We start from the raw sequence: 24,959 nt of genomic DNA, 5'->3' as shown, positions 1-24,959 counted from the left end.
AATATAATGAAATCAAAACCTTGGTTGATATACGCTTTAGTAACTACAATTTTTTGGGGTGTTTGGGGGGCTTTTACAGGGCTTCCTGCAGAAAACGGATTTCCAGATACCTTAATCTATTGTGTATGGGCAATTACTATGATTCCCCCGGCCATTTTTGTGCTAAATCGTATCAACTGGAAATTACAGTACGATAAAAAATCTATCTTTTATGGTTGTCTAATCGGTCTTTTGGGAGCTGGTGGGCAGATGGTCCTTTTTCATGCCGTAACGGTAGGGCCAACCTATCTTATCTTTCCTATAATATCCCTTTCTCCTGTGATAACAATTGTTTTGTCCTATTTCTTTCTGAAGGAGCGAACAGGCCTAAAAGGAACTATAGGTATTGTGCTTGCCATAATCGCACTTCCGTTATTTGAATATTCAACAGGAAATGAATCAGGAAACTATGGTGTTTCATGGTTTATTTTGGCCGTTCTTGTATTGGCCGCATGGGGCATTCAGGCGTATTTTATGAAGTTTGCAAACAAAATCATGAATGCCGAAAGTATTTTTTTCTATATGATGATAACAGGTTTGTTAATCATCCCTGTGGCACTTTTAATGACCGATTTTACACAAGAAATCAATTGGGGTGCAAATGGCCCATGGCTTGCAGCTGGAATACAAATATTAAATGCAATTGGTGCTCTTTGCCTGGTATTTGCATTTAGATACGGTAAGGCCATGGTGGTTTCACCACTGACCAATGCAGGTGCTCCATTGATAACAGCTATTATAGCAATGATTGTAGTGGGAGTCTTGCCGGGTATTTTTAAAATTGCTGGTATTGTTTTGGCAATAGTCGCCGCTTTTCTTTTGGCTATTGACCCAGAAGAGGAAGAGCCAGAAGAGAAGATAACTAGTAATGGTCAGCCTATGTAGGAACACTACATAACGTTATCAATTTAATTGCCATGAAAATCATGAGTTACCTATATGCACTATTAGTCTATTTTGTATTGTCTTGCAATAGTAATGACAACACTTCCAATCCTGATTCGGATACAACAACCAAAACAACAGTTACCTATTCTGTTGATGATTCAGACTTTGCCAACCCAGACCGTGGTTTCTATAAATATTCAGAAACGAGGGCAAGTAATTATCAGGTATTGGATGAAGATGAACTAAGGGGGTACAGAACATCAACGTCTGCGGAAGGGGCTAATTATGAAACCATAAATACGATGGTATTCAGGTATTTTATACTTGATGATTTTACCAATGGCACTATTTCCCAAACATTCTTAGACAACATGCAACTTGATTTTGATGCTGCCAGAAACGCAGGTATAAAGATAATACCGCGATTCACTTACACAGTAACCTCAAATTCTGGCAATTGCAATGAAGGTTTTATTTGCCCTCCTTATGGAGACGCCCCTAAAGATGTCGTTTTGGCTCAAATCCAACAATTGGGTGCTGTTCTAACTACAAATGCTGATGTTATCACTGCTGTACAAATGGGTTTTATAGGCACCTGGGGGGAAAATTATTATACCGATTTTTTTGGTGACCCCTCGCCAAATGCAACCCAAGGAAAGTTATTGGATGAAAATTGGCAAGACCGAATAGATGTATTGAAAGCACTTTTAGAGGCCACTCCAAAAGAATTGATGGTACAGGTACGTTATCCGCAAATGAAACAACGTTATGTATATGGCATTACTGCTACAACTAATGTTGCTGCAATTACCGAAGCAGAAGCGTTCTCAGAAACTGATAAAGCACGAATAGGATTTCACAACGATTGTTTATTTGCAAGCGCGGATGATTTTGGAACCTATGAAGATTATGGAAATTCCTCCTCCGAAAGAGTTACGGATATTTCCAACTTAAAAACCTATTTCCAAGAAGACAGCAAGTATGTACTAGTAGGGGGTGAAACCTGCACAGATGAATACAACCCAGAAAGCAATTGCTCGCCAGATGGCATTGCAGATATTGACCTGAGGTCATTGCACTATACCTATTTGAACACAGATTTCAACAATGACGTGAACAATGATTGGACTTCGGGCGGATGTATAGAGGCCATAAAGAAAAATCTTGGATATCGGTTTGTGCTCAAGACTGCAACATTCCCAGATTCTTTAACAACAGATGATAATTTAGAGGTAGATATCATACTTGAAAATATAGGGTATGCATCGCCCACTAAAGAAAGAAATGTAAATCTGGTATTGCGAAACAAGGCCAATGATGAGATCACCACCTTAGAATTCGATACAGATATACGTCGTTGGTTTTCGGAAGTAACTTTAAAACAAAGCTTTTCCTTACCACAGACTCTTACGGCAGGCGAATATGATGTCTTTCTGCATCTGGAAGAAGCCTACCAAACCATCAAAGGCCGCCCGGAATATGCAATACGAATGGCCAACCAAGATGTATGGGAAGAGAATACCGGGTATAACAGTTTAAAGCATACACTTAAAGTAGACTAATAAAAATGGGGGATAGTAAACGAATAGCTTCAATCGACATATTAAGAGGTTTTGATATGTTGATGATTATTTTTGCGGATCGTTTCTTTGCCTCTTTACACAAGGGTTCGGGTACACCTTTTACAGGGTTTTTTGCAGAACAATTTGATCACCCCGATTGGTTTGGGAGCACATTTTATGACATTATAATGCCCTTGTTTTTATTTGTTGTAGGAGCGGTTATTCCTTTTTCAATTGGCAAGAAAATAGAACAAGAGGTAAATAACAGTGTTATATATAGAAAGCTTGTTAAACGATTTCTTATTCTATTTGTTTTAGGATGGATCGTACAGGGTAATTTGCTTGCTTTCGACAGTGCAGAATTCAGTGTTTTTAATAATACCCTACAAGCTATTGCTGTCGGGTATTTCTTTTCAGTGCTAATGTATGTCCATTTAACAAAGAAATGGCGTTACATCGCATTTGCAGCTTGTCTTTTAACTTATATAGGGCTGTTAACCTTACCGTCCTTACCAGAAATAGGAAGAAGCAGATTACTGCCCGACGAAAATTATGCAATATATTTTGATCGTCTTATACTGGGAAGGTTTCAAGAGTATGGCTCCCAATACTCATGGGTGCTTACTGGATTTGGATTCACAGCGACCACTTTGTCTGGCTTGTTTGCTGGAGAACTTATTAAATCCAGACTTCCGAGAAAACAAGTTGCAGTGCGGCTTTTGGTCTATGGAATTGTTGGAATACTATTAGGATTTCTGGTTGGCCAGTTTCACCCAATTGTCAAGAAGATTTGGACAAGTTCTTTTGTTTTGGCGTCATCTGGGGTTTGTTTTCTATTGATGGCATTATTCTATTGGATTATTGACATTAAAGGAAAGGATAAGTGGACATTTCCGCTGAAAGTAATTGGCATGAATGCAATCACGGCCTATGTGCTGTCCCATGTTTTTAACTTCTCAGAAATTTCAAATCATATTCTCTTCGGATTAGAACAGTATACCGGAGATTACCATGAGATGATATTAGCTATTGGAGGTTTTGGCATACTTTATTTTATCCTTTGGTATATGTACAAAAAAAAGACTTTCATAAAAATATAGTCCCCTATTACCTATTCAAAGTAAAGAATTACTTATTACTAATAGCCTATAATCTAAACCCTTAGGCAATAATTACCTTTATTTTAACTTCTTCTAATTTTTTCAAATCCTCTTTACTTATTTTCTCATCAGTAACTACAATATCGATTTTGTCCAAAGGACATATAAAAGCCAAACTACGTCGCTGAAACTTACTGGAATCAGCAACTAAAATTACTTCTTTGGCAATATCGATCATAACCTGGTTTAGAGATGCTTCTTCAATGTTGGGCGTAAAAGCACCTTGTGAAGTATCAAAGCCATCAACTCCGATAAAAACCTTGTCCACATAGAAATTGCGAAGACTCTTTTCGGCAAGGGGACCTACTAAAGAATGGGAGTTTTTCCTTAAGGTTCCGCCCGGCACAATAATATTTATATTCTGGGCATTAATTAGCTGATTTGCAATATTGAAGGCATTTGTAATAACATTATAAGAATAACTGGGATTCAAGTTTTTAACGATTTCCATAGTTGTAGTGCCCGAATCCACAATAATCGTTTCTCCATTATTTACCAGTGCCGCTGCTTTTTTTCCAATTTTTATCTTTTCTGCGTAATGGATTTTATCTTTATCCGAAATTTGAAAATCCATACTAACGGAGTTTTCATATTTCATTGCACCGCCCCTTGAGCGCAACAGAAGCTTTTTTGATTCAAATAGGTCAAGGTCATTTCTAATGGTAACTTCACTTACTTTAAACTCGTCACTCAACTCGTGCACAAAGACTTGGCCGTTTTCATCAAGCATATTGAGAATTTTTTTCCGTCTTTCAACTGTCGAGCGTTTTTTATTCTTTTTTTCCATGTTTATTTAGTGATTGCACATTCTTTAAAAACACAAAATGAGTATTTTATGAAATAATCTTGAAAAGATACCAAACATTATCATTTTAGCAATGTTTTGCAAACAATAATATTTATATTTAAAGTTTAAATAACTTTTGTAAATTTGTAAAGAAATGTTTTGAAAGTTTTTCGAAATCATAAATAACCAATAAAAATGAAGTATCTTAATATTGATGAAACCATTTTGACAAAAAATGGCGCTATATTTACGGCTAAGGAAATAGCTGGACAGCCCAAACTGTGGATAGATATTTTTGAAAAGATTGTTGTCGAAAAAGAAGAGATACAATCTTATATGAAAAGTGCTCTTAAAAAGACAAAAAAAATCATACTCACAGGAGCAGGAACCAGCGGGTATATAGGTTATTCAATTGAAGGAACTGTTTTACGTAAAACTAACATCCCAACTGTATCTGTTGCTACAACACATTTAGTTTCGCATCCAAAAAACTATTTTAACTCTTCAGAGTCCATATTGCTTATTTCATTTGCCAGATCCGGCAATAGCCCGGAAAGTGTTGCGGCGGTAAAATTAGCAGACGAATATTCTGGCGAGTGCAATCACTTAATAATTACCTGTAATTCTGAAGGGAATCTTGCAAAACATAGCATTAAAAACAACGGATATGTTTTTATACTTCCCCCCGAGGCAGATGATAAAAGTCTTGCCATGACCGGAAGTTATTCTGGAATGCTCTTAGCGGCTTTACTAATTAATGATATTACAAACATTAATAAACTCAAGAAAACAGTCGGTAAGCTTGCATTGTATGGAGATTTAATACTTACCCAACATCTTGAACTTATAAAAAAGGTAGCCAAATTACCTTTTAATCGGGCAGTGTTTTTAGGGTCTGGACCACAATATGGGACCGCAATGGAATCTCATCTTAAATTACAAGAATTAACAGATGGTGAGGTAATTTGCAAAAATGACTCTTACCTTGGTTTTCGGCATGGTCCTAAGGCAGTTGTTGATGAAAACACATTAGTAGTATATTATTTGTCCAATATGGATGACGTACTGCGTTATGAAAAGGATTTGGTTGAAGCCATGAACGATGGAAAAAGACCAATTGCTCAAATAGGTATCTCTGAAAAGTCTTTAAAGGATGTCGATATAGATGAACTTATAGTCCTATCTGACAACAAAACTTATGTTGAGGAGGAATATTTATCCGTTTCTAATATTATACTGGGTCAACTTCTGGGCTTTTACAAATCACTCGATAAAGGACTAAGCCCAGATTCTCCATCATTAAGTGGGGCTATTTCTCGAGTTGTTAAAGGTGTTACCATATATTAGAGATCTTCTCCACTAATTCTTATATGTCATACTTATAAGGTACATAGAATTTAAATAATCCATTTTCTTTATGAAATAAAAGTGTTTCAAGAGTTATCATATACTTAATCACAACTACAAGTAAGACAAGTGTTTTTTGAAAATAAAGTCTAAAGTTTTGGTTAAATTTAATTCATGAGAGTCATTTTAGCCTTCTTACTATTTTTAATAACTATTTCTATTTCAGGTCAAAGCCTAAAAAAAGAAAGAATACATGAACTTGCCGATGAATATTTTATCGATGGCCTATCTACCTTAAGAGATTTTTTAAGACTTCCCAACTACGGAAAATCAACAGACAATATCAATAAAAATTTGGACTGGTGCCAAACGAACTTCCAAGCTTTGGATTTTGAAACAGATGTTCTGATTTCCAATGGTGTGAAGCACTTATTCGCGGAACGAAAATTTAAACGAGCTAAACGTACCATTCTCTTTTACCTACAAATAGATGGTCAGCCGGTTGATTCCTCTCAATGGAAGCAGAAAAGTCCATATATCCCTGTTCTAAAGGAGTGTAGTGAAAATGACTGTCAAATCATTCCTTGGGACAAACTGACTAAAGACTTTAATCCAGACTGGAAGATCTTTGCACGTTCGGCATCCGATTCCAAAGGACCTGCAATCGCATTTATACAAACCTTAAGGATTCTTAAAGAGAAGAAAATAAATCCTGGCTTTAATATTAAGGTCATTATGGATTTTCAAGAAGAATTGGGTTCCCCAACCCTACCTGAATTGGTAGAAAAAAATCGCGATAGGTTTTCGGCAGATGCCATGCTCATTATGGATGGTACACGTCCCCCAGGGAACCTTCCAACCTTGATGTTTGGGGCCCGGGGAATAGCCACAATGAAATTAACGGTGTATGGTGCGAATAAAGATTTACATTCGGGCCAATACGGAAATTACGCTCCAAACCCAGTTTTTGCGCTATCCCGATTATTGGGTTCCATGAAGGATGAAAAAGGAATCGTTCAAATACCAGGTTTTTATGAGGGAATCGAAATGAGCGAGAATCGAAAGAAGTTGGTCAACGCTGTCCCAGAGAATCGTAGGGAATTATTGGAGACCTTGGGAATCGCCCAACCTGAATCCATAGGGGCAACCTACCAAGAAGCCTTACAATATCCATCTTTGAACGCACGCGGATTGCGTGCGGCATGGGTGGAAGACCAGGTACGCACCATCATCCCGGCTAAGGCACTGGTAGAAATTGATATGCGATTGGTACCGGAAACTCCAGCAGAAAGGCAAATTGAACTGGTAAAGGGTTTCATTGCATCTCAGGGCTTTTACATTTTGAATGGAGAACCCACACCAAATGAAAGAAGAACACATTCCAAGCTTATTAAAGTAGAATCCCGCATTGGATCAAGGCCTTTTAGAACGGATTTAAACTCCCCACTTGGAAATTGGTTGGATTTGGCAATGGAACATGTTTTCGGTAGTGGAAATTATATTCGAATGCAATCCACTGGCGGGTCTCAACCCATTGCTCCCTTTATTTCAGTACTCGGAGTTCCCGCAATCTCTGTAAGAATTCCAAATCCGGACAATAGCATTCATGCACCCAATGAAAACCTACGGTTGGGGAATTTTCATGAAGGTCTTAAGATGTGTTTGGGCATCCTAACCCAAAACTATGAGTGATCTAACACTCTTCCTTATAGCATCAGGGGTTGTGCTGTTTACTGTGCTATTTGTACTATGGATTGGCAAAATCAACAGCAAATGGATAACGTTGATTCTTGATTGGTTTCCAGCAATACTGTTTGCCTATGTCATCCCAGCTGCATTCACACACCTCTCAGGAATTGACCTATCAAAAGTTTTCCTTCATGATTTGAGCAGGTCATGGATCATCCCCTTTACCATACTCACCGTAATGAGTGCTTTATCATTCAAACAGCTAAAAATAGTTGGGGTAAAGCCGATTATAGTATTTGGTATGGGATCATTGGTAATTGCTACACTTCCTGTTTTACTGGTACTGGTTTTTGGCTTTTTTAATCCAGAAAACACCACACTGTTTATTGGAAACGGATATTGGAAAGGACTTATCCCTATTGTGGGCGGTTGGATAGGGGGCAGTACAAGTCAATTGGTATTAAAGGAGTTAGCAGAAACACCCGAAGCAATATTTCTTTCCATTCTGGTATTGGACAACATTTTGGTAAATATTTGGACAATTTTGATGTTTCAATTTATCAAAAAGAGCAATCGTATAAATAAAGCATGGGGAATAGATTCGGAATTTCCTATAGTAGAACCTCCAGAGTCAAAAGGAAAGGTAAGCCTTAGGATTTTAAACTTGGTAACCATAGGGACCATTATAATTGTTATGATTTTGGCTTCCTTAATTTCAATGTCTTTTCTGATGGGCGTGGTAGTTTTATCCATTATAGGGTTGTTGTTGGGAAATCTTAACCCCTTATGGAATCATAAATTGGTGTTGAAGTTAGCCGGGTTTTCTATTATCCTGATCATGGCCATTTTAGGTCTTAAACTGAACTTCTCAAATCTTTCCTTGCCGATCAACCTCATTTTTTTGGTGCTGATTTGGCTGATTCTACATTTTTTGACGATGTTGATTACAGCTCGATTGCTTAAAACCAACATAGCTTGGGTTGCCATAGGCAGTATGGCCAATCTTGGGGGAATCTCTACTGCTCCAGCGGTTACTTCTGCCTATAAAAAAGAGTTGATGCCGCATGCCATTGTTCTGGCCATTTTAAGTATGGTCACTGGCACAAGCTGGGGTATGTTGACCATCTATTTATTTGGATTGCTATAATCATGGTATTTTCTTAAAAACCTATTTAGAGAAGTTTAAATAGATCTATTTGTATCAAATACTACTAAGCATGTTTTAAAACCAGTTTTGCGTGCAAATGAAAAAAGCTTCAAAAGTCAAAAACTCTTGAAGCCCTATAAACACTTGTGGAGAATACCGGAGTCGAACCGGTGACCTCTTGCCTGCCAGGCAAGCGCTCTAGCCAACTGAGCTAATCCCCCAAGCGAGCGCAAAGGAAAGACATTTTAGAATAGTTTCAAAATGAACACTAAAGCGTTATTCCTTTTTTACACTCAATACTAAAACCGGGATGGAAACAAAAAACTCAGATTTTGGAACTGTATTTTTCTCCCATAATTTTTTAAAGAACCCCCGTTTTCTTCTAAACACACATAGCATGTCTGGTTGTTCTTTTTGAAAATGCTCTAAAACACCCAAATAAGTGGTAGCATGTTCTGTCATGTTCAATTGTTGGCTTAAATCCAAAAGCGCCGTATTTACCTGTAAATCTTCCTCCGAATACCCTGGTCTTTTAACCAGGAGTAAGCTGACTTCGGCCCTAAATTTATCTTTTATTGCAATTAAAGGATTCAATATTCTATTTCTTTTAACAATACCAGACCCAAAAGCAGTCATAATCCTTTTAACAGGCTTAAATACAGTTCCTTTAGGAACAATCAATGTGGGAATATTGGTCTGTTTTACTATTCTACCCGAAGTATTACCTAAATAAAGCTCATCTTCTATTGCATTACTCCGCGGGGCAATAATAATTAGGTCAATCCCAATCTCCTTATCAATACTTTTAAGTCCACTTATTATATCCCCATTATAGGTAGCTACTTTTATTTCAATAGCTTTAGTATCGGTTTTGTCAATAATCTCCTTTAATCGTTCCTTGCTGCTTCTGGCCACTTTCTCTTCTACATTAGCAAGACTTCCCGTTCCTGAAGTCACCGTAAACACGTCCATTACAAAGACCTTAGCTCCAAAATTTGCTGCAAAGTCAATGGCATATTGAAGTGTATTGGATGAATTGGGAGAAGTCCCTATGGGCACAAGTATATTATTCATTATATGGTGATTATGATTATACCTTAAATTTACAATTTAATTGAAACCAATCTATGATAAGACATGCAAAGATATCTGAAATTGCGGATATCCTTACCATAACCCGGGCCTGCGCTATCAAAATGCAGGAAAATGGAATTTTTCAATGGAACGAACATTATCCAAAAAAGGAGGCTTTTGTAAATGATGTGAAACGCAATGAACTCTATGCAAAGGAGCTCAATGGAAAAATAATTGGGGCCATTGTAATCTCGACCTATATGGATGATGAATATATTCCCATTAAATGGGTAACTCCCAACGGAAACAACACTTATATTCATCGTGTCTGTATTCATCCGAATCATCAAGGTAAGGGGTTTGCTCAAGAAATGATGGATTTTGCAGAGGACTATTCCCGTAAAAATGGTTTTACATCCGTACGCTTGGATACCTTTTCACAGAACAAAAGGAACCAACGCTTCTACGAACAAAGGGGATACCAAAAGCTAGGGGATATTTTCTTTCCAAAACAAAGTGCGCATCCTTTTCATTGTTACGAATTAGTGCTGTAACTTGCACTGACTTTGAGAACAGAAGTCAACTTTAAGAGCATTAACCAACTGGCCGTTCCCGCTACCATTTCTGGTATTGCGGAACCCATCCTTTCCATTACGGATACCGCTATTGTTGGGAATATCCCCGTTGATGGGCTGGAATCTTTGGCCGCCGCTGGAATTGTAGGTTCCTTTTTATCCATGCTTATTTGGGTATTGGGACAGACGCGAAGCTCAATTTCTGCAATAATCTCTCAATATTTGGGAGCAGGGAAATTGGAAGAAGTAAAAAACTTGCCAGCCCAAGCTATTTTCTTCAATATTCTTCTAAGTATCATTCTCTTGCTTTCTACCATTTTTATAGTTGAAGAAATTTTTAGTCTTTTTGAGGCTTCAGGTAAAATATTGAAATACTGTATTTCTTATTATTCAATTCGAGTGTGGGGTTTTCCGTTAACCTTGTTCACATTTGCCGTTTTTGGAATTTTTAGAGGTCTTCAAAATACATTTTATCCCATGATCATTGCTCTGATTGGCGCCGTGCTCAATATAATATTGGACTTCATTTTTGTCTATGGAATAGATGGTTTTATTCCCGCCATGTACCTGGATGGGGCGGCATTGGCAAGCTTAATTTCACAAGCAATAATGGCTATTTTAGTTTTTATATTACTACTAAAGAAAACAGAAATAAGCCTAAAATTGGTCTTCCCACTGAACAAAGAGATAAAACGATTGGTTATAATGAGTTTAAACCTATTCGTTAGGGCATTGGCCCTTAACGCAGCATTGATCATAGCCGTTCGGGAGGCCACCGCGTTAGGTGATAAATATATTGGAGCACATACAATCGCTATTAATCTTTGGTTGTTCGCCGCATTTTTTATTGATGGATATGGTGCCGCCGGAAATAGTATGGGTGGAAGATTGTTAGGAGCCAAAGATTACAAAGGTCTATGGAAGTTGGCCAAAAAAATAATCACCTATGGTCTGCTCATAAGCTTAGTGTTGATGGCTTTTGGGTTTGTTTTTTACCGGCCCATCGGTCACATTTTCTCAAATGAGCCAATTGTTTTAGAGACTTTTTATGGAATTTTCTTTATCGTGATTCTTGGATTACCAATGAATACGTTGGCTTTTGTTTTTGATGGTCTTTTCAAGGGACTCGGGGAAATGAAATATTTGAGGAATGTACTATTGTCCGCTACTTTTTTAGGCTTCATGCCTGCCCTATATCTCGGTAAATATTTGGATTGGGGTTTTTATGCGATTTGGATAGCATTTGTGGTCTGGATGCTGATACGTGGCTTGGCTTTGGTCTGGAAGTTTCGAAGAAAATTCAAACCCTTAGTGCAAAACCCTTAATTTAGTATCCTACAGAATTTACAGTAATGTCTACAGATAGAATAAACGGAAGTTTGTATACCAAAATTGAAAACCAGATTGCAACTGTGGAGTTTGGTCATCCCGCCAGTAATTCTTTTGTTTCAGAATTGTTGGAACGTTTGGCAAATGAATTTCACAAACTTTCAGAAGATAAAGTCGTTTCTATAATCATTTTAAAATCCGAAGGAGACCGTGCTTTCTGTGCTGGCGCTTCATTTGATGAATTGGTTGCTATTTCAAACCAACAAGAAGGAAAAGCTTTTTTCAGTGGATTTGCCAATGTTATCAATGCAATGCGTACGTGTTCCAAACCTATTATTGGACGAGTTCAAGGCAAAGCCGTTGGTGGAGGGGTTGGATTGGCGTCTGCTTGCGATTATGTGTATGCCGCAGAAGCTGCTTCCATAAAACTTTCTGAAATTTCCATTGGCATTGCGCCTTTGGTCATTGCTCCCGCTGTAGAGCGCAAAATTGGAAAAGCAGCCCTGGCCGAGCTTTCTTTTGCTCCCTCCGAATGGAAAAATGCGTATTGGGCCAAGGAAAAAGGTTTGTTTTCCAAAGTTTTTGCTTCCATTTCCGATCTAGACAAAGAACTCGAATTTCATGCACAAAAGTTGGCTTCCAACAACACAGAAGCACTATCTGTAATGAAACGGGTACTATGGGAAGGTACAGAGCATTGGGACAAATTATTATTGGAACGGGCAGAGCAATCCGGGAAATTAGCATTATCTCCAAATACTAAAAAGGCATTGGAAAAGTTTAAGAAGTAATATGGATATACTCTCTTTTTTAAATAGCGATATTGTCTTCCCTTTAGTGGCCTTGCTGGTCGTTGTAATTTACATCATTACAAGAGTACGCAACAGAAGACGATTTAAAAGATAGAAAATCAAACTAAAGAACAATTTCTAACTTTCTTATCTTAGTTGCCAAATGAAGAACATTAATCTTCCAAAAGGCAAAAAAGTCTACTTCGCCAGTGACAATCATCTAGGTGCTCCGTCCTTCAAAGCAAGTCTCCCGAGAGAAAAGAAATTTGTGGCTTGGTTGGATTCCATTAAGAATGATGCAGCAGCGATTTTTTTGATCGGCGATTTATTCGATTTTTGGTTTGAATACAAAACTGTGGTTCCCAAAGGGTTTACAAGAACTCTGGGGAAATTGGCAGAATTATCCGATGCAGGAATTCCTATTTATTATTTTGTTGGAAACCATGACCTATGGATGAATGGCTATTTTGAGGAAGAGCTCAACATTCCTGTTTTTCACAAGCCCGAACAATATACCATAAATGGCACCACATTTTTTATTGGTCACGGCGATGGATTAGGTCCTCATGACAAAGGATATAAACGTATGAAAAAAGTGTTTATCAACCCTTTGGCCAAATGGTTCTTTAAATGGTTACACCCAGATTTAGGGGTTCGGTTGGCACAACACCTTTCTATAAACAATAAAATCATTTCCGGCGATGCGGATGCCAAATTTCTGGGGGAAGATAAGGAATGGCTAGTGCTGTATGCCAAAAGAAAACTGGAACAAAAGCACTACGACCACTTTATTTTTGGCCATCGACACCTTCCTATGGAAATTCAACTTAATGATAAGTCCAGATATACCAATTTAGGAGATTGGATTTCTTATTTTACCTATGCCGTTTTTGATGGGGAAAAACTGTCCTTGGAAAAGCTTGAAGGCTAGGTATTTTCATGTTCCTCAACTTCTTTTGACAAATCCAGTTTTCTAAAACTTGGCGAAACCAAACTAGTTACTCCAACGGTCAATATGGTCATGCAACCTCCAAAAATAACTGCGTTTACCGTTCCCAAAAGTTTGGCGGCCAGCCCACTTTCAAAAGCCCCAAGTTCGTTGGATGATCCAACAAATATTGAATTTACCGAAGCAACCCTGCCCCGCATATGATCCGGTGTTTTTAGTTGTAGGATGGTTTGGCGGATTACCATGGAAACCCCATCTACGGCACCACTTAAAAACAAGGCAATCACCGAAAGCCAAAAAGAGGTTGAAACACCAAAAACTAGAATACAAACTCCAAATGCCAATACGGATAGCAGTAGTTTTTTACCTGCATATTTATGTAACGGAAATCTTGTTGAGCCTACCATGGTAATTAAGGCGCCAACTGCTGGAGCTGCTCTTAAAATTCCAAACCCTTCCGCACCAACATGTAAAATATCTTGCGCATATATGGGCAAAAGCGCCACCGCACCACCAAATAGCACCGCTATCATATCAATTGTTAAGGCCCCTGAAATAGCTTGACTATTGAAAACAAACTTTAATCCATCCTTAAGGCTTTTTAAAACAGGTTCTCCAATTTTTGGGTTTAATATTGGTTTCCGTGAAATTCTCAAAACAAACACCAAAGCGATAATCGAAAATGCAAAAATGACGCACATGGACCAATGTACCCCAACCCAACTTATAGAAAAACCGGCCAAGGCAGGGCCCAAAACTGAGGCCATTTGCCATGTGGTACTACTCCATGTTGCCGCATTGGGATAGATTTTCTTGGGAACGATCAGCGCTATCAAGGAAAAAATAGTAGGACCTAAAAAAGCTCTTACCAATCCCCCAAAAAACACCAAAAGATAAATGCTATACAGTAGTTTTTTAGGCGCCAGACTGGTTTCCAAAGAGGGAAGACTTAAAAAGAACAATCCCAAACTCACAACCGAAAATCCTAAGATACATTTGATCAATAGATTTCGCTTTTCTTTTTGATCCACAATGTGTCCGGCAAAAAGGGCCATCCCTACTGCAGGTATTACTTCCATTAGCCCAATAATTCCAAGTGAAAGTGGATCCTTGGTCAATGAATAGACCTGCCACTCAATTACAATAAACTGCATGGACCATGCAAAGACCATGGCGAACCTTGCCAATAAAAAAATATTGAATTCCTTATAACGGAGGGCTGCGTAGGGGTCCATAAAAATCTAACGAATATCTCTTAATTTCAACTGTAGGCTCACACTCCCGTTCCATTCATTCTCATCCAAGGAAAAAACAGCATCAAATGTCCTCTTGTTTTTAACGTTTTCCATTTTGTTGCCCAGATTAAAACCAATTGCTCCAATAGGTGCTGAACCATTTTGACAAGCTGTTAGTTTCAAGTGCTTCTCGTCTTCACCCACACATTTTGCATATCCGGTATCATGAATTTTTTCAGCCATAAAAACTGGGGTCATATTTCCGGGGCCAAAAGGAGCGAACTGTTTTAGGATCCGCATCAATTTTGGGGTAACTTGGTCTAACTCAATATTGGTATCAATGGTAAGTTCTGGCTGCAATAAACTTGGGTCAATACTTTCAGAAACTACTTTTTCAAATTGGGTTTTAAACTTTTCGTAGTTTTCTTCCAGCAATGTCAGTCCTGCAGCATATTTGTGTCCACCAAATTGCTCCAAACATTCCGTGCACCCTTCCAAAGCCTCATATACATCAAACCCTTTTACAGATCGCGCAGAGGCGGCCAACTTGCCTCCGCTTTTGGTAAAGACCAATGTGGGGCGATAATACGTTTCCGTAAGTCGCGAAGCTACAATCCCAATGACTCCTTTATGCCAGTTTTCGTCGTAAACAACGGATGTAAATCTATCTTCTTCCTCATTTTCCTGAATCTGCAGCAATGCCTCTTTGGTAATCTCTTTATCCAGATTTCTTCTATCCGAATTAAACTGCTCAATCTCTTTTGCAAATTTTTGTGCAACATTCAAATCCGTTTCAACCAAAAGGTTTACGGCATGTTGACCATGTTTCATTCTACCAGCAGCATTGATTCGCGGAGCTATTATAAAGACAACATCGGTTATGGTCAATGTTTGCTTTTTGATTTGGTCAATAATCGCTTTGAACCCAATTCTTGGATTGGCATTTATTACCTGCAATCCATAATATGCCAATACCCGATTCTCTCCGGTTATGGGAACAATGTCGGCTCCAATTGCGGTAGCCACCAAATCAAAATACAGTATAAGGTCTTTCGCAGTTTCCCCTTTTTTGGATGCCAAAGCCTGAATTAGCTTAAAGCCCACTCCGCAACCACAAAGTTCTTTGTATGGATATTCGCAATCTGCTCGTTTTGGGTCAAGAATAGCGATTGCTTCCGGCAACGTATCCCCGGGCCTATGATGATCGCATATGATAAAATCTATTTCTTTCTCTTTGGCATATTTTACCTGTTCAATGGCTTTTACCCCACAATCCAAGGCAATTATCAAGGAAAACCCATTGTCTGAGGCAAAATCTATTCCCTGAAGTGACACCCCATACCCTTCTGAATATCGGTCTGGAATATAAGTGGCCACATTGGGGTACTCTTCCATGAGGTATGATGATAACAGGGCTACCGATGTAGTACCGTCCACATCATAGTCACCATACACCAAAATATTTTCATTGGAAGCAATGGCCTTTTCAATGCGCTCAACCGCCTTGTCCATATCCTTCATTAAAAAAGGGTCGTGCAAATGAGACAACTCTGGGCGAAAAAAGTCCCTCGCCTCTTTATAAGTTGTGATCCCTCGTTGCAGCAAAAGTTGTGATACCAGGCTTTCTACCTTAAGCTCTTTGGAAAGCTGTTCTATCTCTTGTTGGGTAGGTTTTGGTTTTATGGTCCATCTCATGGGTGAAGTTCAAGTTCAAAAATTAAGTGCAAATTCAAGGAATTTTGTTTTTGATTATCGTGGCAATTATCTTGATCAACTGCTCTAATTCATTTAACAGGCTATTTTTAATTTCATAGGAGCCGTACTCGATTCGGTTTAAAATCTTTATGTTAATCCGTGATTCCTTAAGTTCCTTTAAGGTTAGTGAAGCCTTGTAGACGTAATCTTTATTCGTATTTGTTCCAAGAGCTTCACCAAAGTTTAGGGCTGCACTTCCTCCTGAACGTAGAAGTTGATTTCCATAATATTGTCCCGTAAAATCGTTGGGCAGTTCCTTGCAAAATAGCGCAATCTTCGCCGCAAAATCAACAAATCTATCCTCTAAATCAAATTTTTTGTCCATAAAATCATTGACTAAAATTAATTTGAGGTTGAAATAAAATCCATTCCAGTTGTTTCTGAAACTTGTACTTGATGTCTGAATTTGAGTTTAAACTTGAGTTTGAGTTTGAACTCGTTTTACTTATGATGAAAAATCGTCTTAATCTCCAATTTGGCAAATTTTCGGAACATCTCCATAACCCCACAGTATTTTTCCACCGATAAGTCCACCGCCTTTTTTAATTTCCCTTCCTTCAAATCAGCACCATGAAAATGATATTCTATTGTCACCGAATCGTAGTATTTGGGGTGCTCGTCGGTTAAGTTTGCAATGGTTTCAATTGAAAAATCATCTACTTCCAGTTTCATTTTTTTTATGAGCGAAGCCACATCCAGTCCTGAACAACCTGCAAGAGCGGAAAGCATCAAAGCTTTAGGGCGCAAGCCTTCCCCTTTTCCACCACTATCCGGGCCCGCATCAATCTTTAAATTTAACCCTGAGGGGTTGTTGCTTTCAAAGGCCATTTCGCCCAGCCATTTGGTAGTTATATGATTTGTCATGAAGTCAAATTTTCGTTTCTTGTAGCTTTCAAAAATACAATTTAAAACTACATTCATGGCCTTAGTAAATCCGCTTGACCCTAATCATGATTCAGAGACAAAAAAGCTTGCTGAATTCTTTAACGAGACCCTTGGGTTTTGCCCAAATTCAGTCTTGACCATGCAGCATAGGCCTGCTATTTCAAAGGCGTTTATTAACTTGAACAAAGCGGTAATGGCGAATGAAGGAAGGGTAACCTCAGCATTAAAACGTATGATTGCCTGGGTAAGCAGTAATTCCACTGGATGTCGCTATTGCCAGGCACATGCTATACGGGCGGCGGAACGCTACGGTGCGGAACAGGAACAATTGGATAATATTTGGGAATATAGAACGCATCCTGCTTTTTCTGAGGCGGAGCGTGCCGCTTTGGATTTTTCTTTGGTTGCCTCCCAAGTTCCCAATGCAGTGGATGCTGAAATAAAGGCGCGTTTATATAAACATTGGAACGAAGGCGAGATTGTAGAAATGTTAGGGGTGATTTCCTTGTTTGGTTACCTCAACCGTTGGAACGATTCTATGGGTACCTCTATTGAAGAAGGTGCCGTGGAAAGTGGTGAACAGTATTTGGGCAAACATGGCTGGGAAGAAGGAAAACATGATGGGAATACATACTGATATCAGATGTCTGAAATCTGACGGGGAGATTTCTTGATGTATATCAATATCTGTTCGCCTTCTTTAGCAGAACTTTGTTCCAATCAAAAAAATGAACAGTTATGGCAAGCTTACTTCTTACTTCTGAAAACCAAATTCAGCGCCTGAACCAAATGGTTGCGAAGGTGAAATCGCTTCAAGAATTGGATACTTCTCAAGTACAAATAAAGCCACGTCCAAAATCTTGGAATGTACTTGAAGTAATTGCCCATTTGAACATTGCGTATCGCTTTTATGTCCCCAAACTGGACAAGGCTTTGGAAACCTTGCCTTCTCAAGAATCAGGTTCCATGGAATTCAAGGCCCGGACACGGCAAAGGTTTGTGATTGAGGGGCAACGACCCAAAAATGGGGTTAGAAAAATGAAACTGAAAACCCTAAGGCGTTTTAGGCCAATGCTAAACGAACATGAGTTGACCCCTGAAAAAATTGACTCTATCTTTGAAGAATTCTTTAAGCTGCACGGCCATTTAAAGGAATCCATTTTAAAAAGCAGAACCAAGGATGTTTCCAAAATAAAAATCACTTCTGCTATTGGTCCCATTGTCAACTTTTATCTGCCCGAATGTTTTGAGTTTCTGCTTTGTCATATGGAACGCCATATGGTGCAGATAGATGAGATCTTAGGATAAGGATTAGATTTCCGAGTTAAGAAGATACTCTTCCAAATATTTAGATTGCGCTTATCTGTCTCGTATAACCGACAGTTACGGGTTAAATTAGCGTTTATACATTGTTGGGCATAGTGCTTTTTTCTATTTTTCTAAAGAACGCTTTTAAGTCAGACACCAAAAGTTCAGGTTGTTCCAAAGCAGCAAAATGTCCACCTTTAGGCATTTCAGTCCAATGCACGATATTCAGTCCTTTTTCAATATATTTTCTCGGTGGAATAGGTATTTCTTTTGGGAATTTCGCATAGCCTACCGGAACATTTATAAAATCAGTCTCTTTAAAAACCAAAGGGCTTAAACTTATTCCATGATAAAATTTTATAGAGGAATAAATTGTTTTCGTAAACCAATAAAGGCTAATGTTGGCAAGCAATTCATCTTTTGAAAAACAGTTTTCGATATTTCCGTTATTATCACTCCAAGCATTGAACTTTTCGAGAATCCAAGCACAAAGTCCAATAGGTGAATTGTTAAGGCCGTAAGCTAGCGACAAAGGTTTTGTGCTTTGAATGATTGCATATGCTCCTTCTTTTTCATTCCAGTTTTTTAAGTATTCTTGATACTCTTTGACTTCATTATTGTTTTCTTCTGCTGAATAGGGTTTGTATGAGTCGGAAATATAGTTAAGATGCATTCCGATAATATTTTCAGGGTGTTTTTGTGCCAATCGGATACTAATTCCAGCTCCTAGGTCTCCGCCTTGTAATCCGTAGTTTTGATAGCCTAGCTTAACCATTAATTTATGCCATATGTCAGCTACAAAACCATAATCAGCGTCATTTTTAAGTTTGTTCTCTGAAAATCCAAATCCGATGATTGACGGAATAACCAAGTCAAATTCGTCTTTTAAAAGTGGTATGATTTTCAGCATTTCAAGAAAAGAACCAGGCCATCCGTGAGTAATCAAAAGTGGGATTGAATTTTCTCGGTCGCTTTTGATATATAGGAAATGAACTTTTAAATTATCTATTTCAGTTATGTAATTTGGAAATGAATTGATTTTATCCTCGATTTTTCTCCAGTTAAATTCACTTTCCCAATAATCGGATAGTTCTTTGAGGTAATTTATCTCTGTTCCTAATTTCCAATCGGAATTTTCGGTTTCATCTAACCATCTTGTTTTCTTAATCCTTTCTTTTAAATCGTCAATCTTAGGTTGCGGTATGTTTATTTTAAATTCTTTTATCATTTTGCTTTGTGGAGAAAAGAAAAGTTAAAAGCCAATTGGATGACTTAAATGTAATGTAAGTCAATCGGACTTCGGATAAATAATCTCTAAAAAAGCCTCAACCAGTTCTGCCTGGGGCTTGTCCGTAGTATGCATCAATGGATTTTTTCTGGCGTAAACCCGCCCAAAAAGGTCAAACTTAAGCCGGTATATCATTTTTTGGGTTTCTTTATCCCCTTTTTCCTTTAACCGATCCAATTTGGCCATTTCTTTCTCCCACCAATCAGAATTCATTTTTGAAGGGGTTTTAAAATCCAAAGACATCTGCTTTACGAGTTTCGGTTTCAGTTTTTGTTCCTGATTTAAGGCACGTACCAACGCTGCCGATTGATTTTTATAAGATTTGGAACTTAAAAAAAACTGTTGCTCCACTATAAGGCTATCCAGATTAAGGTGCCCTTTGTAATCTTTTAGAATTCTTTCATACTGTTCTGAGGCAAATAAAAATTGTTCCTTGTCCTTAAATTCTTGGATCCTGTCGTAATCAGATTTATAGAGAACCGCCAAATCTTCTGGCTGTGGACTTTCGTTGTTTTTTAGTTTTTGAAGGTATAACCAATCCATTGCACGGGTAATCTGTTCCTTGGGTGGCCATCTATGCTTTCCGTCAAATGTAATGAGTGTGTTGGTAAAGCCTCTTAAATCCAAATATTTTTTGCTGTCCAACATTTCCTTATAATTCATATCTCGGTCCCCACACAATCCAACATAAGCATACGTCTGGATTGAAGGCATGTGTTCGGGAACGTTTGAAAATCCTGCGCCACAGCCCACAACCCCAGCAAACCGGTCTGTTAGTGAAGCAATAGCGCTGACCAAACGGGAACCACCCGAAAATCCGGAGAGGTACATTTCATCTTGGTTGACGAGAAATTTATCAAAAATATGGTCGAACAATCTATTGGCTATGCCAAAATTTCGATCATACGGTCCGTTTCTGGAATTGTTGGAGCAAACTAAGAGATGCCCGTATTTTTCCGAAGCATCAATAAAAAGCTGAATGCCTTTTGCCCCCCTTGCTGCAGGCTCAAAAACAACAACTAAGGAACTTGGTTTAGTTGCCGTAAAAGAATTGGGAAGGTAAACTGCAAAGGTTTCATCAGTGGTGCCTGAAACCAAAATGGAATCATGAACAACCCCTTTTTCTAAAGTTGCCTGGGCCTGTATAAAAAACCCCTGACAGCAACATACAAAAAATAAAAAAAGACGTCTTAACCTCATTCCTATTTTAATATACGCTGATATTCTGCCGTATTGCCCAAGAGTTCTTTTGCCGTAAGAATGGCGTCATCATGTTTTAAATAATACGAATAAAGACCATCCCTATAAAAATAACGTTTGATGATTTCGTCTTCAAGATTTTTTTGAATCTCTTCCTTAAACGTGTCTAGCGCAACAATTTTCCCCTTGTTGGTTGCCAATAAAAGATCCTTGTATTTTTCCTGTACTTCAGGACCCAACAAATGTTCTTCGGCATTTATGGTTTGCTCCAACAATTCCTCGGTTTCTGTTTGAAAAGAAAAATTCTGTTGCCTCGCATAATCCTTAAAAGCATTGAAATCGGCTCCAGAAAAATTAAAATCATTTACAGAAGCGAATGAATTATCGTAATAAAAATCCGTAGCAAAATCAAAAATGATGCTATTTCTTTGAAGAGCGTCTATCAAAGTGTTGGATTTTAAGGAAGTAATCTCAACATCGGGCATTACTCCGCCCCCATCTTGAACTTTACGGCCGTTTCTTGTTGTAAATTCTTTAAAAGTGGTGTTCCGAACAGCATTACCGCCCTCATCCCTGTTCCAATAATCCAGAGATTGAATACAACGGCCTGAAGGCGTGTAATATCGTGAAATGGTCACTTTCAATTGTGTTCCATACGTAAGTTTTAAGGGTCGTTGTACCAAGCCTTTTCCAAAGCTTCTGGCGCCAATAATAACCGCACGGTCCAAATCTTGCAGTCCACCGGATACAATTTCACTGGCCGAAGCGCTTTTGCCATCCACAAGAACCACTAAAGGAATATCCAAATCCTCAGGCTGGTTTTTGGTCTTATATTCTTGGTTGAATTTTTTGACCTTTGATTTTGTGGTAACAATCAATTCTCCTTTTGGAACAAACAGATTGGTGACATTGATGGCTTCTGAAAGCAGCCCCCCCGGATTTCCCCGTAGATCTAATACCAAACGCTCCATACCTTTCCCTTTTAAGTCTTGGATGGCAGATTTGGTTTGGCTCGAAGCTTTTCTATTGAATTTGGAAAGTACTATATATCCCGTTTTGTCATCGATCATGTCATAAAATGGAACTGCATCCACTTCCACACCTTCACGTTTTAAGACCGCTGTTTTAGTTTCTGCCTGTCTAACAAAAGTAATATCTACACTGGTGCCATTTGCGCCTTTTAAAAGCTCACTTGCATTATCATCAAAGTCGGACACTTTTATAGCTCCAATTTTGATAATTTCATCACCTGCCTTTAATCCCGCTTTATCTGCTGGATAGTCTTTATACGGTTCCACAACGACTAATTTGCTTTCATAAGAACGGACCAAGGCCCCAATACCTGAATATTCGCCCGCATTATTGATTTTATATGCTTCAACATCCTGTTCATTTAAAAACCGGGTGTACGGATCTAATCCATCCAGCATGTTTTTAATCGCAGAATCCATGAGCTCCGCAGGATTGGTTTCATCCACATAATTCATGTTCAACTCTTTGAACAGCGTAGTGAAAATTTCAATCTGCTTGGCAATCTCAAAAAAATCGCTTTTATAACTACTCCCTACTACCAAAAAGGCAACGGCTATTACGGGAATTAATACTTTCTTATGTATCAATCTTTTCATGGGACTCTTTTTTTAGGAAGGTTTTTAAAAGCTCTTTCATTGCTCCCTCTACTTCCTCGTAATTGGGTATCTTATTACTAAGATATAAAAACAGGAACGCATAGTTTCCCTCTATGTTGTTAAAAACGAGAGGCTTGTTAATTCGATATGCCTCACGAAGTAGCCGTTTAACCCTATTTCGCTTTACTGCCGTCTTAAACTTTTTCTTTGGGGCAACAACACCTACTTTAATACTGACATCATCATCAAAAACGGCTTTGGTATACAGTAATTTTATAGGAAATGCACTCATGCTTTTTCCTTCACTAAAGAGTTGCTCAAAAAGCTTTTTGTTTTTGAGCTTTTCCTTTTTTGGAAAAACAAGGTTTTTATGTTCCTCTATTGGGTTTTCGTACATATTGACCACCATAAGTGGGTTATTACAACAAAGATACGTTTACAACCCAATACAGCTTAAGGGGTTACTGACCTCTATTCTGGTTGATATACATTGTTTTCTCCATCTACATCAGCCATAAGCTGAGATGGATCAATCACAATTGCCTTTATAGAACTTAAGGGCTTATCAATGATAAGTTCGTATGTTGGATGAGCCCAAGCCCAATCTTCAACTACCGCTCTTTTAAGTGTTGGATACGGATTTTCCTTTTCTCCACGCATCATTTGCAACGGAACATAATACGTTTCTTGAACATCACCCTCAAAAGCAATTAAAAGATCTAAAGGCATGGGCATTTCGCCAATACGTTCAAGTACCACCTTTGTTTTTTCGCCATCAGCATCAACACTTTTAATGGCATAATCAATGGTATTTGTGGTTTGGGTCCAATCTGTTAAATACCAATCCAATTCCATTCCCGATACTTTTTCAGCGGTTCTTTTAATGTCATTGGGTACTGGATGCTTAAACTTAAAGTCTTCAAAATATTTTCGTATCGTTTCCATTAATTTATCCTGACCGATGATATAACCGAGCTGGGACAAAAAGATAGAACCTTTACTGTATGCTGAAATACCGTAGGCAAAGTTTGTTGCATAGCGATCTGCATGGGTGCCTTGTGGAAGCTCCAAACCAGAATTTACCAAGGCATAATACCCTTTGTATGAACCTTCAAAAGGATTCTCCAGACCTTGTTCCATCACTTCATTCATGCAAAGGCTACTTATAAAAGTTGTGAAGCCTTCGTCCATCCATTCGTGTTTGGATTCGTTAGTGGCCAAAACATGCTGAAACCAGGAATGGGCCATCTCATGTACCATTACCCCGACTAGACTTCCAAACTTTCTTTTGCCCGTAATTAATGTACTCATGGCATATTCCATACCTCCATCTCCTCCTTGCACAACAGAATACTGGTCATACGGGTATTTGCCGATATTTTTGCTGAAAAAACGCATGGCATCTGCTGTTTTTGGCTGAAGATTCTTCCAATTTTCTATGATTTCAGGGTCATTTTTGTAGTAGAAATGTAAATCTGGACCGTCATCCATTTTAACAACATCATGTATATAGTCTGGATCGGCAGCCCACATAAAGTCATGCACATTGGGTGCTTTAAAATGCCATGTTAGGGTTTTGCCCTTTGTTTTTACCTTGGTTTCTGGTGTTGCATATCCATGCCCAATTTCCTGGGGGTTTTGCAAATAACCCGAACCTCCAACGGTATAGTCTTTGTCAATAGTGAGTTTCACATCAAAATCACCCCAAACTCCGTGAAACTCCCTTGAGATGTATGGATTGGGATGCCATCCTTCAAAATCATATTCTGAAAGTTTTGGATACCATTGACTCATGGAAAGGGCAACCCCTTCTTTATTGTTCCTTCCAGATCGTCTAATCTGTAATGGCACTTGCCCTTTGAACTCCATATCCAAAACAGTTTTTCCACCTGAAGGGATAGGGTTGACCAAATCCACAACCAATATGGTGCCTTCTTCATTAAAAGAAACAGCTGTTCCATCTTGGGTTAGAGATTGCACGTGCAAATGACCCATTTCACTTTCCGAAAGAGCCGCAATTCTACTTTTTCCTTCATTGAGCATTCTACCATCTGGATCTTTAACTTGTTGAAGCCTTACATCCATCTCACTTCCAGGTTGAAATGCGTTAAAATATAAATGATAATAAACTCTATTTAATACATCTGGGGAGTTATTCGTGTAGGTAAGCTTTTGTGTTCCTGAATATTGATAGGTTTTAACATCCATGGTAACGTCCATCATATAATCTACATGTTGTTGCCAATACGAAGTATTGTTTTGTGCAGACAGAAGTGAAACAGAAGTGAAAACCGCAAAAAAGAATACTAGTGTACTTTTCATC

23 protein-coding genes and 1 tRNA gene are annotated in these 24,959 nt (G+C 38.4%); 12 read left to right on the top strand and 12 right to left on the bottom strand.

The window, feature by feature from the left end; translation table 11 throughout:
- Positions 1-6: 6 nt before the first annotated feature.
- The 3 genes from AAY42_RS13170 to AAY42_RS13160 are packed head-to-tail and all read left to right on the top strand — an operon-like array spanning position 7 to position 3,589.
- On the top strand, positions 7-924 hold the full coding sequence (locus AAY42_RS13170; protein WP_055395972.1) for an EamA family transporter: 918 nt from the start codon (positions 7-9) through the stop codon (positions 922-924).
- A 41-nt stretch (positions 925-965) separates the two neighbouring features.
- Complete coding sequence (locus AAY42_RS13165; protein ID WP_175288769.1) at positions 966-2,489, top strand: DUF4832 domain-containing protein; 1,524 nt, start codon at positions 966-968, stop codon at positions 2,487-2,489.
- Between the two features lie 5 nt (positions 2,490-2,494).
- Positions 2,495-3,589 carry an acyltransferase family protein gene (locus tag AAY42_RS13160; protein ID WP_082433441.1) on the top strand — a complete coding sequence of 365 codons (1,095 nt, stop codon included), beginning with the start codon at positions 2,495-2,497 and terminating at the stop codon, positions 3,587-3,589.
- A 61-nt stretch (positions 3,590-3,650) separates the two neighbouring features.
- Here AAY42_RS13160 and agaR read toward each other — a convergent pair whose 3' ends face one another.
- The gene (gene agaR, locus AAY42_RS13155; protein ID WP_055395966.1) at positions 3,651-4,436 is read right to left on the bottom strand and encodes a transcriptional repressor AgaR; all 786 of its coding nucleotides are present in this window, start codon (positions 4,434-4,436) and stop codon (positions 3,651-3,653) included.
- 195 nt (positions 4,437-4,631) lie between these two features.
- Here agaR and AAY42_RS13150 point away from each other — a divergent pair, with 195 nt between their 5' ends.
- The 3 genes from AAY42_RS13150 to AAY42_RS13140 all read left to right on the top strand — a co-directional run bounded on the left by AAY42_RS13150 (position 4,632) and on the right by AAY42_RS13140 (position 8,619).
- Positions 4,632-5,783, top strand: a complete 1,152-nt coding sequence (locus AAY42_RS13150; protein ID WP_055395964.1) for an SIS domain-containing protein — start codon at positions 4,632-4,634, stop codon at positions 5,781-5,783.
- A 174-nt stretch (positions 5,784-5,957) separates the two neighbouring features.
- The gene (locus AAY42_RS13145) at positions 5,958-7,475 is read left to right on the top strand and encodes a M20/M25/M40 family metallo-hydrolase (protein WP_055395962.1); all 1,518 of its coding nucleotides are present in this window, start codon (positions 5,958-5,960) and stop codon (positions 7,473-7,475) included.
- Entirely contained in the window at positions 7,468-8,619 is a 1,152-nt protein-coding gene (locus AAY42_RS13140) for a DUF819 family protein (protein ID WP_055395960.1), read from the top strand. Before AAY42_RS13145 ends, AAY42_RS13140 begins: the two co-directional genes overlap by 8 nt.
- Positions 8,620-8,766: 147 nt before the next feature.
- Here the strand turns inward: AAY42_RS13140 and AAY42_RS13135 are convergent.
- A tRNA-Ala gene (locus AAY42_RS13135) sits at positions 8,767-8,840 on the bottom strand.
- A gap of 55 nt (positions 8,841-8,895) precedes the next feature.
- A complete protein-coding gene (locus AAY42_RS13130; protein WP_055395958.1) occupies positions 8,896-9,693 on the bottom strand; it encodes a universal stress protein in 798 nt (265 codons plus the stop codon).
- Positions 9,694-9,746: 53 nt separating this feature from the next.
- Here AAY42_RS13130 and AAY42_RS13125 point away from each other — a divergent pair, with 53 nt between their 5' ends.
- The 4 genes from AAY42_RS13125 to AAY42_RS13110 all read left to right on the top strand — a co-directional run bounded on the left by AAY42_RS13125 (position 9,747) and on the right by AAY42_RS13110 (position 13,319).
- Positions 9,747-10,247, top strand: a complete 501-nt coding sequence (locus tag AAY42_RS13125) for a GNAT family N-acetyltransferase (RefSeq protein WP_055395956.1) — start codon at positions 9,747-9,749, stop codon at positions 10,245-10,247.
- Between the two features lie 12 nt (positions 10,248-10,259).
- Entirely contained in the window at positions 10,260-11,594 is a 1,335-nt protein-coding gene (locus AAY42_RS13120) for an MATE family efflux transporter (protein ID WP_055395954.1), read from the top strand.
- 26 nt (positions 11,595-11,620) lie between these two features.
- Entirely contained in the window at positions 11,621-12,388 is a 768-nt protein-coding gene (locus AAY42_RS13115; RefSeq protein ID WP_055395953.1) for an enoyl-CoA hydratase/isomerase family protein, read from the top strand.
- A gap of 163 nt (positions 12,389-12,551) precedes the next feature.
- The gene (locus tag AAY42_RS13110) at positions 12,552-13,319 is read left to right on the top strand and encodes a UDP-2,3-diacylglucosamine diphosphatase (protein WP_055395951.1); all 768 of its coding nucleotides are present in this window, start codon (positions 12,552-12,554) and stop codon (positions 13,317-13,319) included.
- Here the strand turns inward: AAY42_RS13110 and AAY42_RS13105 are convergent.
- The 4 genes from AAY42_RS13105 to AAY42_RS13090 form a co-directional block, all read right to left on the bottom strand.
- Positions 13,316-14,572, bottom strand: a complete 1,257-nt coding sequence (locus tag AAY42_RS13105) for an MFS transporter (RefSeq protein ID WP_055395948.1) — start codon at positions 14,570-14,572, stop codon at positions 13,316-13,318. The two genes, AAY42_RS13110 and AAY42_RS13105, sit on opposite strands and share 4 nt — an antisense overlap.
- Positions 14,573-14,578: 6 nt before the next feature.
- Positions 14,579-16,267, bottom strand: a complete 1,689-nt coding sequence (gene recJ / locus AAY42_RS13100; protein WP_055395946.1) for a single-stranded-DNA-specific exonuclease RecJ — start codon at positions 16,265-16,267, stop codon at positions 14,579-14,581.
- Positions 16,268-16,301: 34 nt separating this feature from the next.
- Positions 16,302-16,652, bottom strand: a complete 351-nt coding sequence (locus tag AAY42_RS13095; protein ID WP_055395944.1) for a four helix bundle protein — start codon at positions 16,650-16,652, stop codon at positions 16,302-16,304.
- 116 nt (positions 16,653-16,768) lie between these two features.
- Complete coding sequence (locus AAY42_RS13090) at positions 16,769-17,191, bottom strand: OsmC family protein (RefSeq protein ID WP_055397930.1); 423 nt, start codon at positions 17,189-17,191, stop codon at positions 16,769-16,771.
- 55 nt (positions 17,192-17,246) lie between these two features.
- On the opposite strand from AAY42_RS13090, the gene AAY42_RS13085 reads away from it, so the two are divergent.
- Positions 17,247-17,849, top strand: coding sequence for a carboxymuconolactone decarboxylase family protein (locus AAY42_RS13085; RefSeq protein ID WP_055395942.1), 603 nt, complete (start codon positions 17,247-17,249; stop codon positions 17,847-17,849).
- Positions 17,850-17,950: 101 nt separating this feature from the next.
- The gene (locus AAY42_RS13080; RefSeq protein WP_055395940.1) at positions 17,951-18,520 is read left to right on the top strand and encodes a DinB family protein; all 570 of its coding nucleotides are present in this window, start codon (positions 17,951-17,953) and stop codon (positions 18,518-18,520) included.
- Positions 18,521-18,614: 94 nt separating this feature from the next.
- Here AAY42_RS13080 and AAY42_RS13075 read toward each other — a convergent pair whose 3' ends face one another.
- The 5 genes from AAY42_RS13075 to AAY42_RS13055 form a co-directional block, all read right to left on the bottom strand.
- Positions 18,615-19,748: an epoxide hydrolase family protein gene (locus tag AAY42_RS13075; protein ID WP_055395937.1), complete on the bottom strand. Its 1,134-nt coding sequence runs from the start codon at positions 19,746-19,748 to the stop codon at positions 18,615-18,617.
- 60 nt (positions 19,749-19,808) lie between these two features.
- Positions 19,809-21,008 carry a hypothetical protein gene (locus tag AAY42_RS13070; RefSeq protein WP_055395935.1) on the bottom strand — a complete coding sequence of 400 codons (1,200 nt, stop codon included), beginning with the start codon at positions 21,006-21,008 and terminating at the stop codon, positions 19,809-19,811.
- 2 nt (positions 21,009-21,010) lie between these two features.
- Positions 21,011-22,636: a S41 family peptidase gene (locus tag AAY42_RS13065; RefSeq protein WP_055395933.1), complete on the bottom strand. Its 1,626-nt coding sequence runs from the start codon at positions 22,634-22,636 to the stop codon at positions 21,011-21,013.
- Complete coding sequence (gene rnpA, locus AAY42_RS13060; protein ID WP_245625619.1) at positions 22,617-23,045, bottom strand: ribonuclease P protein component; 429 nt, start codon at positions 23,043-23,045, stop codon at positions 22,617-22,619. Before rnpA ends, AAY42_RS13065 begins: the two co-directional genes overlap by 20 nt.
- A gap of 62 nt (positions 23,046-23,107) precedes the next feature.
- The gene (locus AAY42_RS13055) at positions 23,108-24,958 is read right to left on the bottom strand and encodes a M1 family metallopeptidase (RefSeq protein ID WP_055395929.1); all 1,851 of its coding nucleotides are present in this window, start codon (positions 24,956-24,958) and stop codon (positions 23,108-23,110) included.
- Position 24,959 lies beyond the last annotated feature (1 nt).

Source organism: Flagellimonas eckloniae, from assembly GCF_001413955.1.
Classification (GTDB): domain Bacteria; phylum Bacteroidota; class Bacteroidia; order Flavobacteriales; family Flavobacteriaceae; genus Flagellimonas; species Flagellimonas eckloniae.
Note: the sequence above shows the minus strand (reverse complement) of the source record. Positions and strands in the feature narration are given on the sequence as shown.

What these genes read in the sequence shown, in the direction of transcription:
- AAY42_RS13170 (WP_055395972.1), top strand. Translation starts at nt 7, where the DNA reads ATGAAATCAAAACCTTGGTTGATATACGCTTTAGTAACTACAATTTTT.
- AAY42_RS13165 (WP_175288769.1), top strand. Translation starts at nt 966, where the DNA reads ATGAGTTACCTATATGCACTATTAGTCTATTTTGTATTGTCTTGCAAT.
- AAY42_RS13160 (WP_082433441.1), top strand. Translation starts at nt 2,495, where the DNA reads ATGGGGGATAGTAAACGAATAGCTTCAATCGACATATTAAGAGGTTTT.
- agaR (WP_055395966.1), bottom strand. Translation starts at nt 4,436, where the DNA reads ATGGAAAAAAAGAATAAAAAACGCTCGACAGTTGAAAGACGGAAAAAA.
- AAY42_RS13150 (WP_055395964.1), top strand. Translation starts at nt 4,632, where the DNA reads ATGAAGTATCTTAATATTGATGAAACCATTTTGACAAAAAATGGCGCT.
- AAY42_RS13145 (WP_055395962.1), top strand. Translation starts at nt 5,958, where the DNA reads ATGAGAGTCATTTTAGCCTTCTTACTATTTTTAATAACTATTTCTATT.
- AAY42_RS13140 (WP_055395960.1), top strand. Translation starts at nt 7,468, where the DNA reads ATGAGTGATCTAACACTCTTCCTTATAGCATCAGGGGTTGTGCTGTTT.
- AAY42_RS13130 (WP_055395958.1), bottom strand. Translation starts at nt 9,693, where the DNA reads ATGAATAATATACTTGTGCCCATAGGGACTTCTCCCAATTCATCCAAT.
- AAY42_RS13125 (WP_055395956.1), top strand. Translation starts at nt 9,747, where the DNA reads ATGATAAGACATGCAAAGATATCTGAAATTGCGGATATCCTTACCATA.
- AAY42_RS13115 (WP_055395953.1), top strand. Translation starts at nt 11,621, where the DNA reads ATGTCTACAGATAGAATAAACGGAAGTTTGTATACCAAAATTGAAAAC.
- AAY42_RS13110 (WP_055395951.1), top strand. Translation starts at nt 12,552, where the DNA reads ATGAAGAACATTAATCTTCCAAAAGGCAAAAAAGTCTACTTCGCCAGT.
- AAY42_RS13105 (WP_055395948.1), bottom strand. Translation starts at nt 14,572, where the DNA reads ATGGACCCCTACGCAGCCCTCCGTTATAAGGAATTCAATATTTTTTTA.
- recJ (WP_055395946.1), bottom strand. Translation starts at nt 16,267, where the DNA reads ATGAGATGGACCATAAAACCAAAACCTACCCAACAAGAGATAGAACAG.
- AAY42_RS13095 (WP_055395944.1), bottom strand. Translation starts at nt 16,652, where the DNA reads ATGGACAAAAAATTTGATTTAGAGGATAGATTTGTTGATTTTGCGGCG.
- AAY42_RS13090 (WP_055397930.1), bottom strand. Translation starts at nt 17,191, where the DNA reads ATGACAAATCATATAACTACCAAATGGCTGGGCGAAATGGCCTTTGAA.
- AAY42_RS13085 (WP_055395942.1), top strand. Translation starts at nt 17,247, where the DNA reads ATGGCCTTAGTAAATCCGCTTGACCCTAATCATGATTCAGAGACAAAA.
- AAY42_RS13080 (WP_055395940.1), top strand. Translation starts at nt 17,951, where the DNA reads ATGGCAAGCTTACTTCTTACTTCTGAAAACCAAATTCAGCGCCTGAAC.
- AAY42_RS13075 (WP_055395937.1), bottom strand. Translation starts at nt 19,748, where the DNA reads ATGATAAAAGAATTTAAAATAAACATACCGCAACCTAAGATTGACGAT.
- AAY42_RS13070 (WP_055395935.1), bottom strand. Translation starts at nt 21,008, where the DNA reads ATGAGGTTAAGACGTCTTTTTTTATTTTTTGTATGTTGCTGTCAGGGG.
- AAY42_RS13065 (WP_055395933.1), bottom strand. Translation starts at nt 22,636, where the DNA reads ATGAAAAGATTGATACATAAGAAAGTATTAATTCCCGTAATAGCCGTT.
- rnpA (WP_245625619.1), bottom strand. Translation starts at nt 23,045, where the DNA reads ATGGTGGTCAATATGTACGAAAACCCAATAGAGGAACATAAAAACCTT.
- AAY42_RS13055 (WP_055395929.1), bottom strand. Translation starts at nt 24,958, where the DNA reads ATGAAAAGTACACTAGTATTCTTTTTTGCGGTTTTCACTTCTGTTTCA.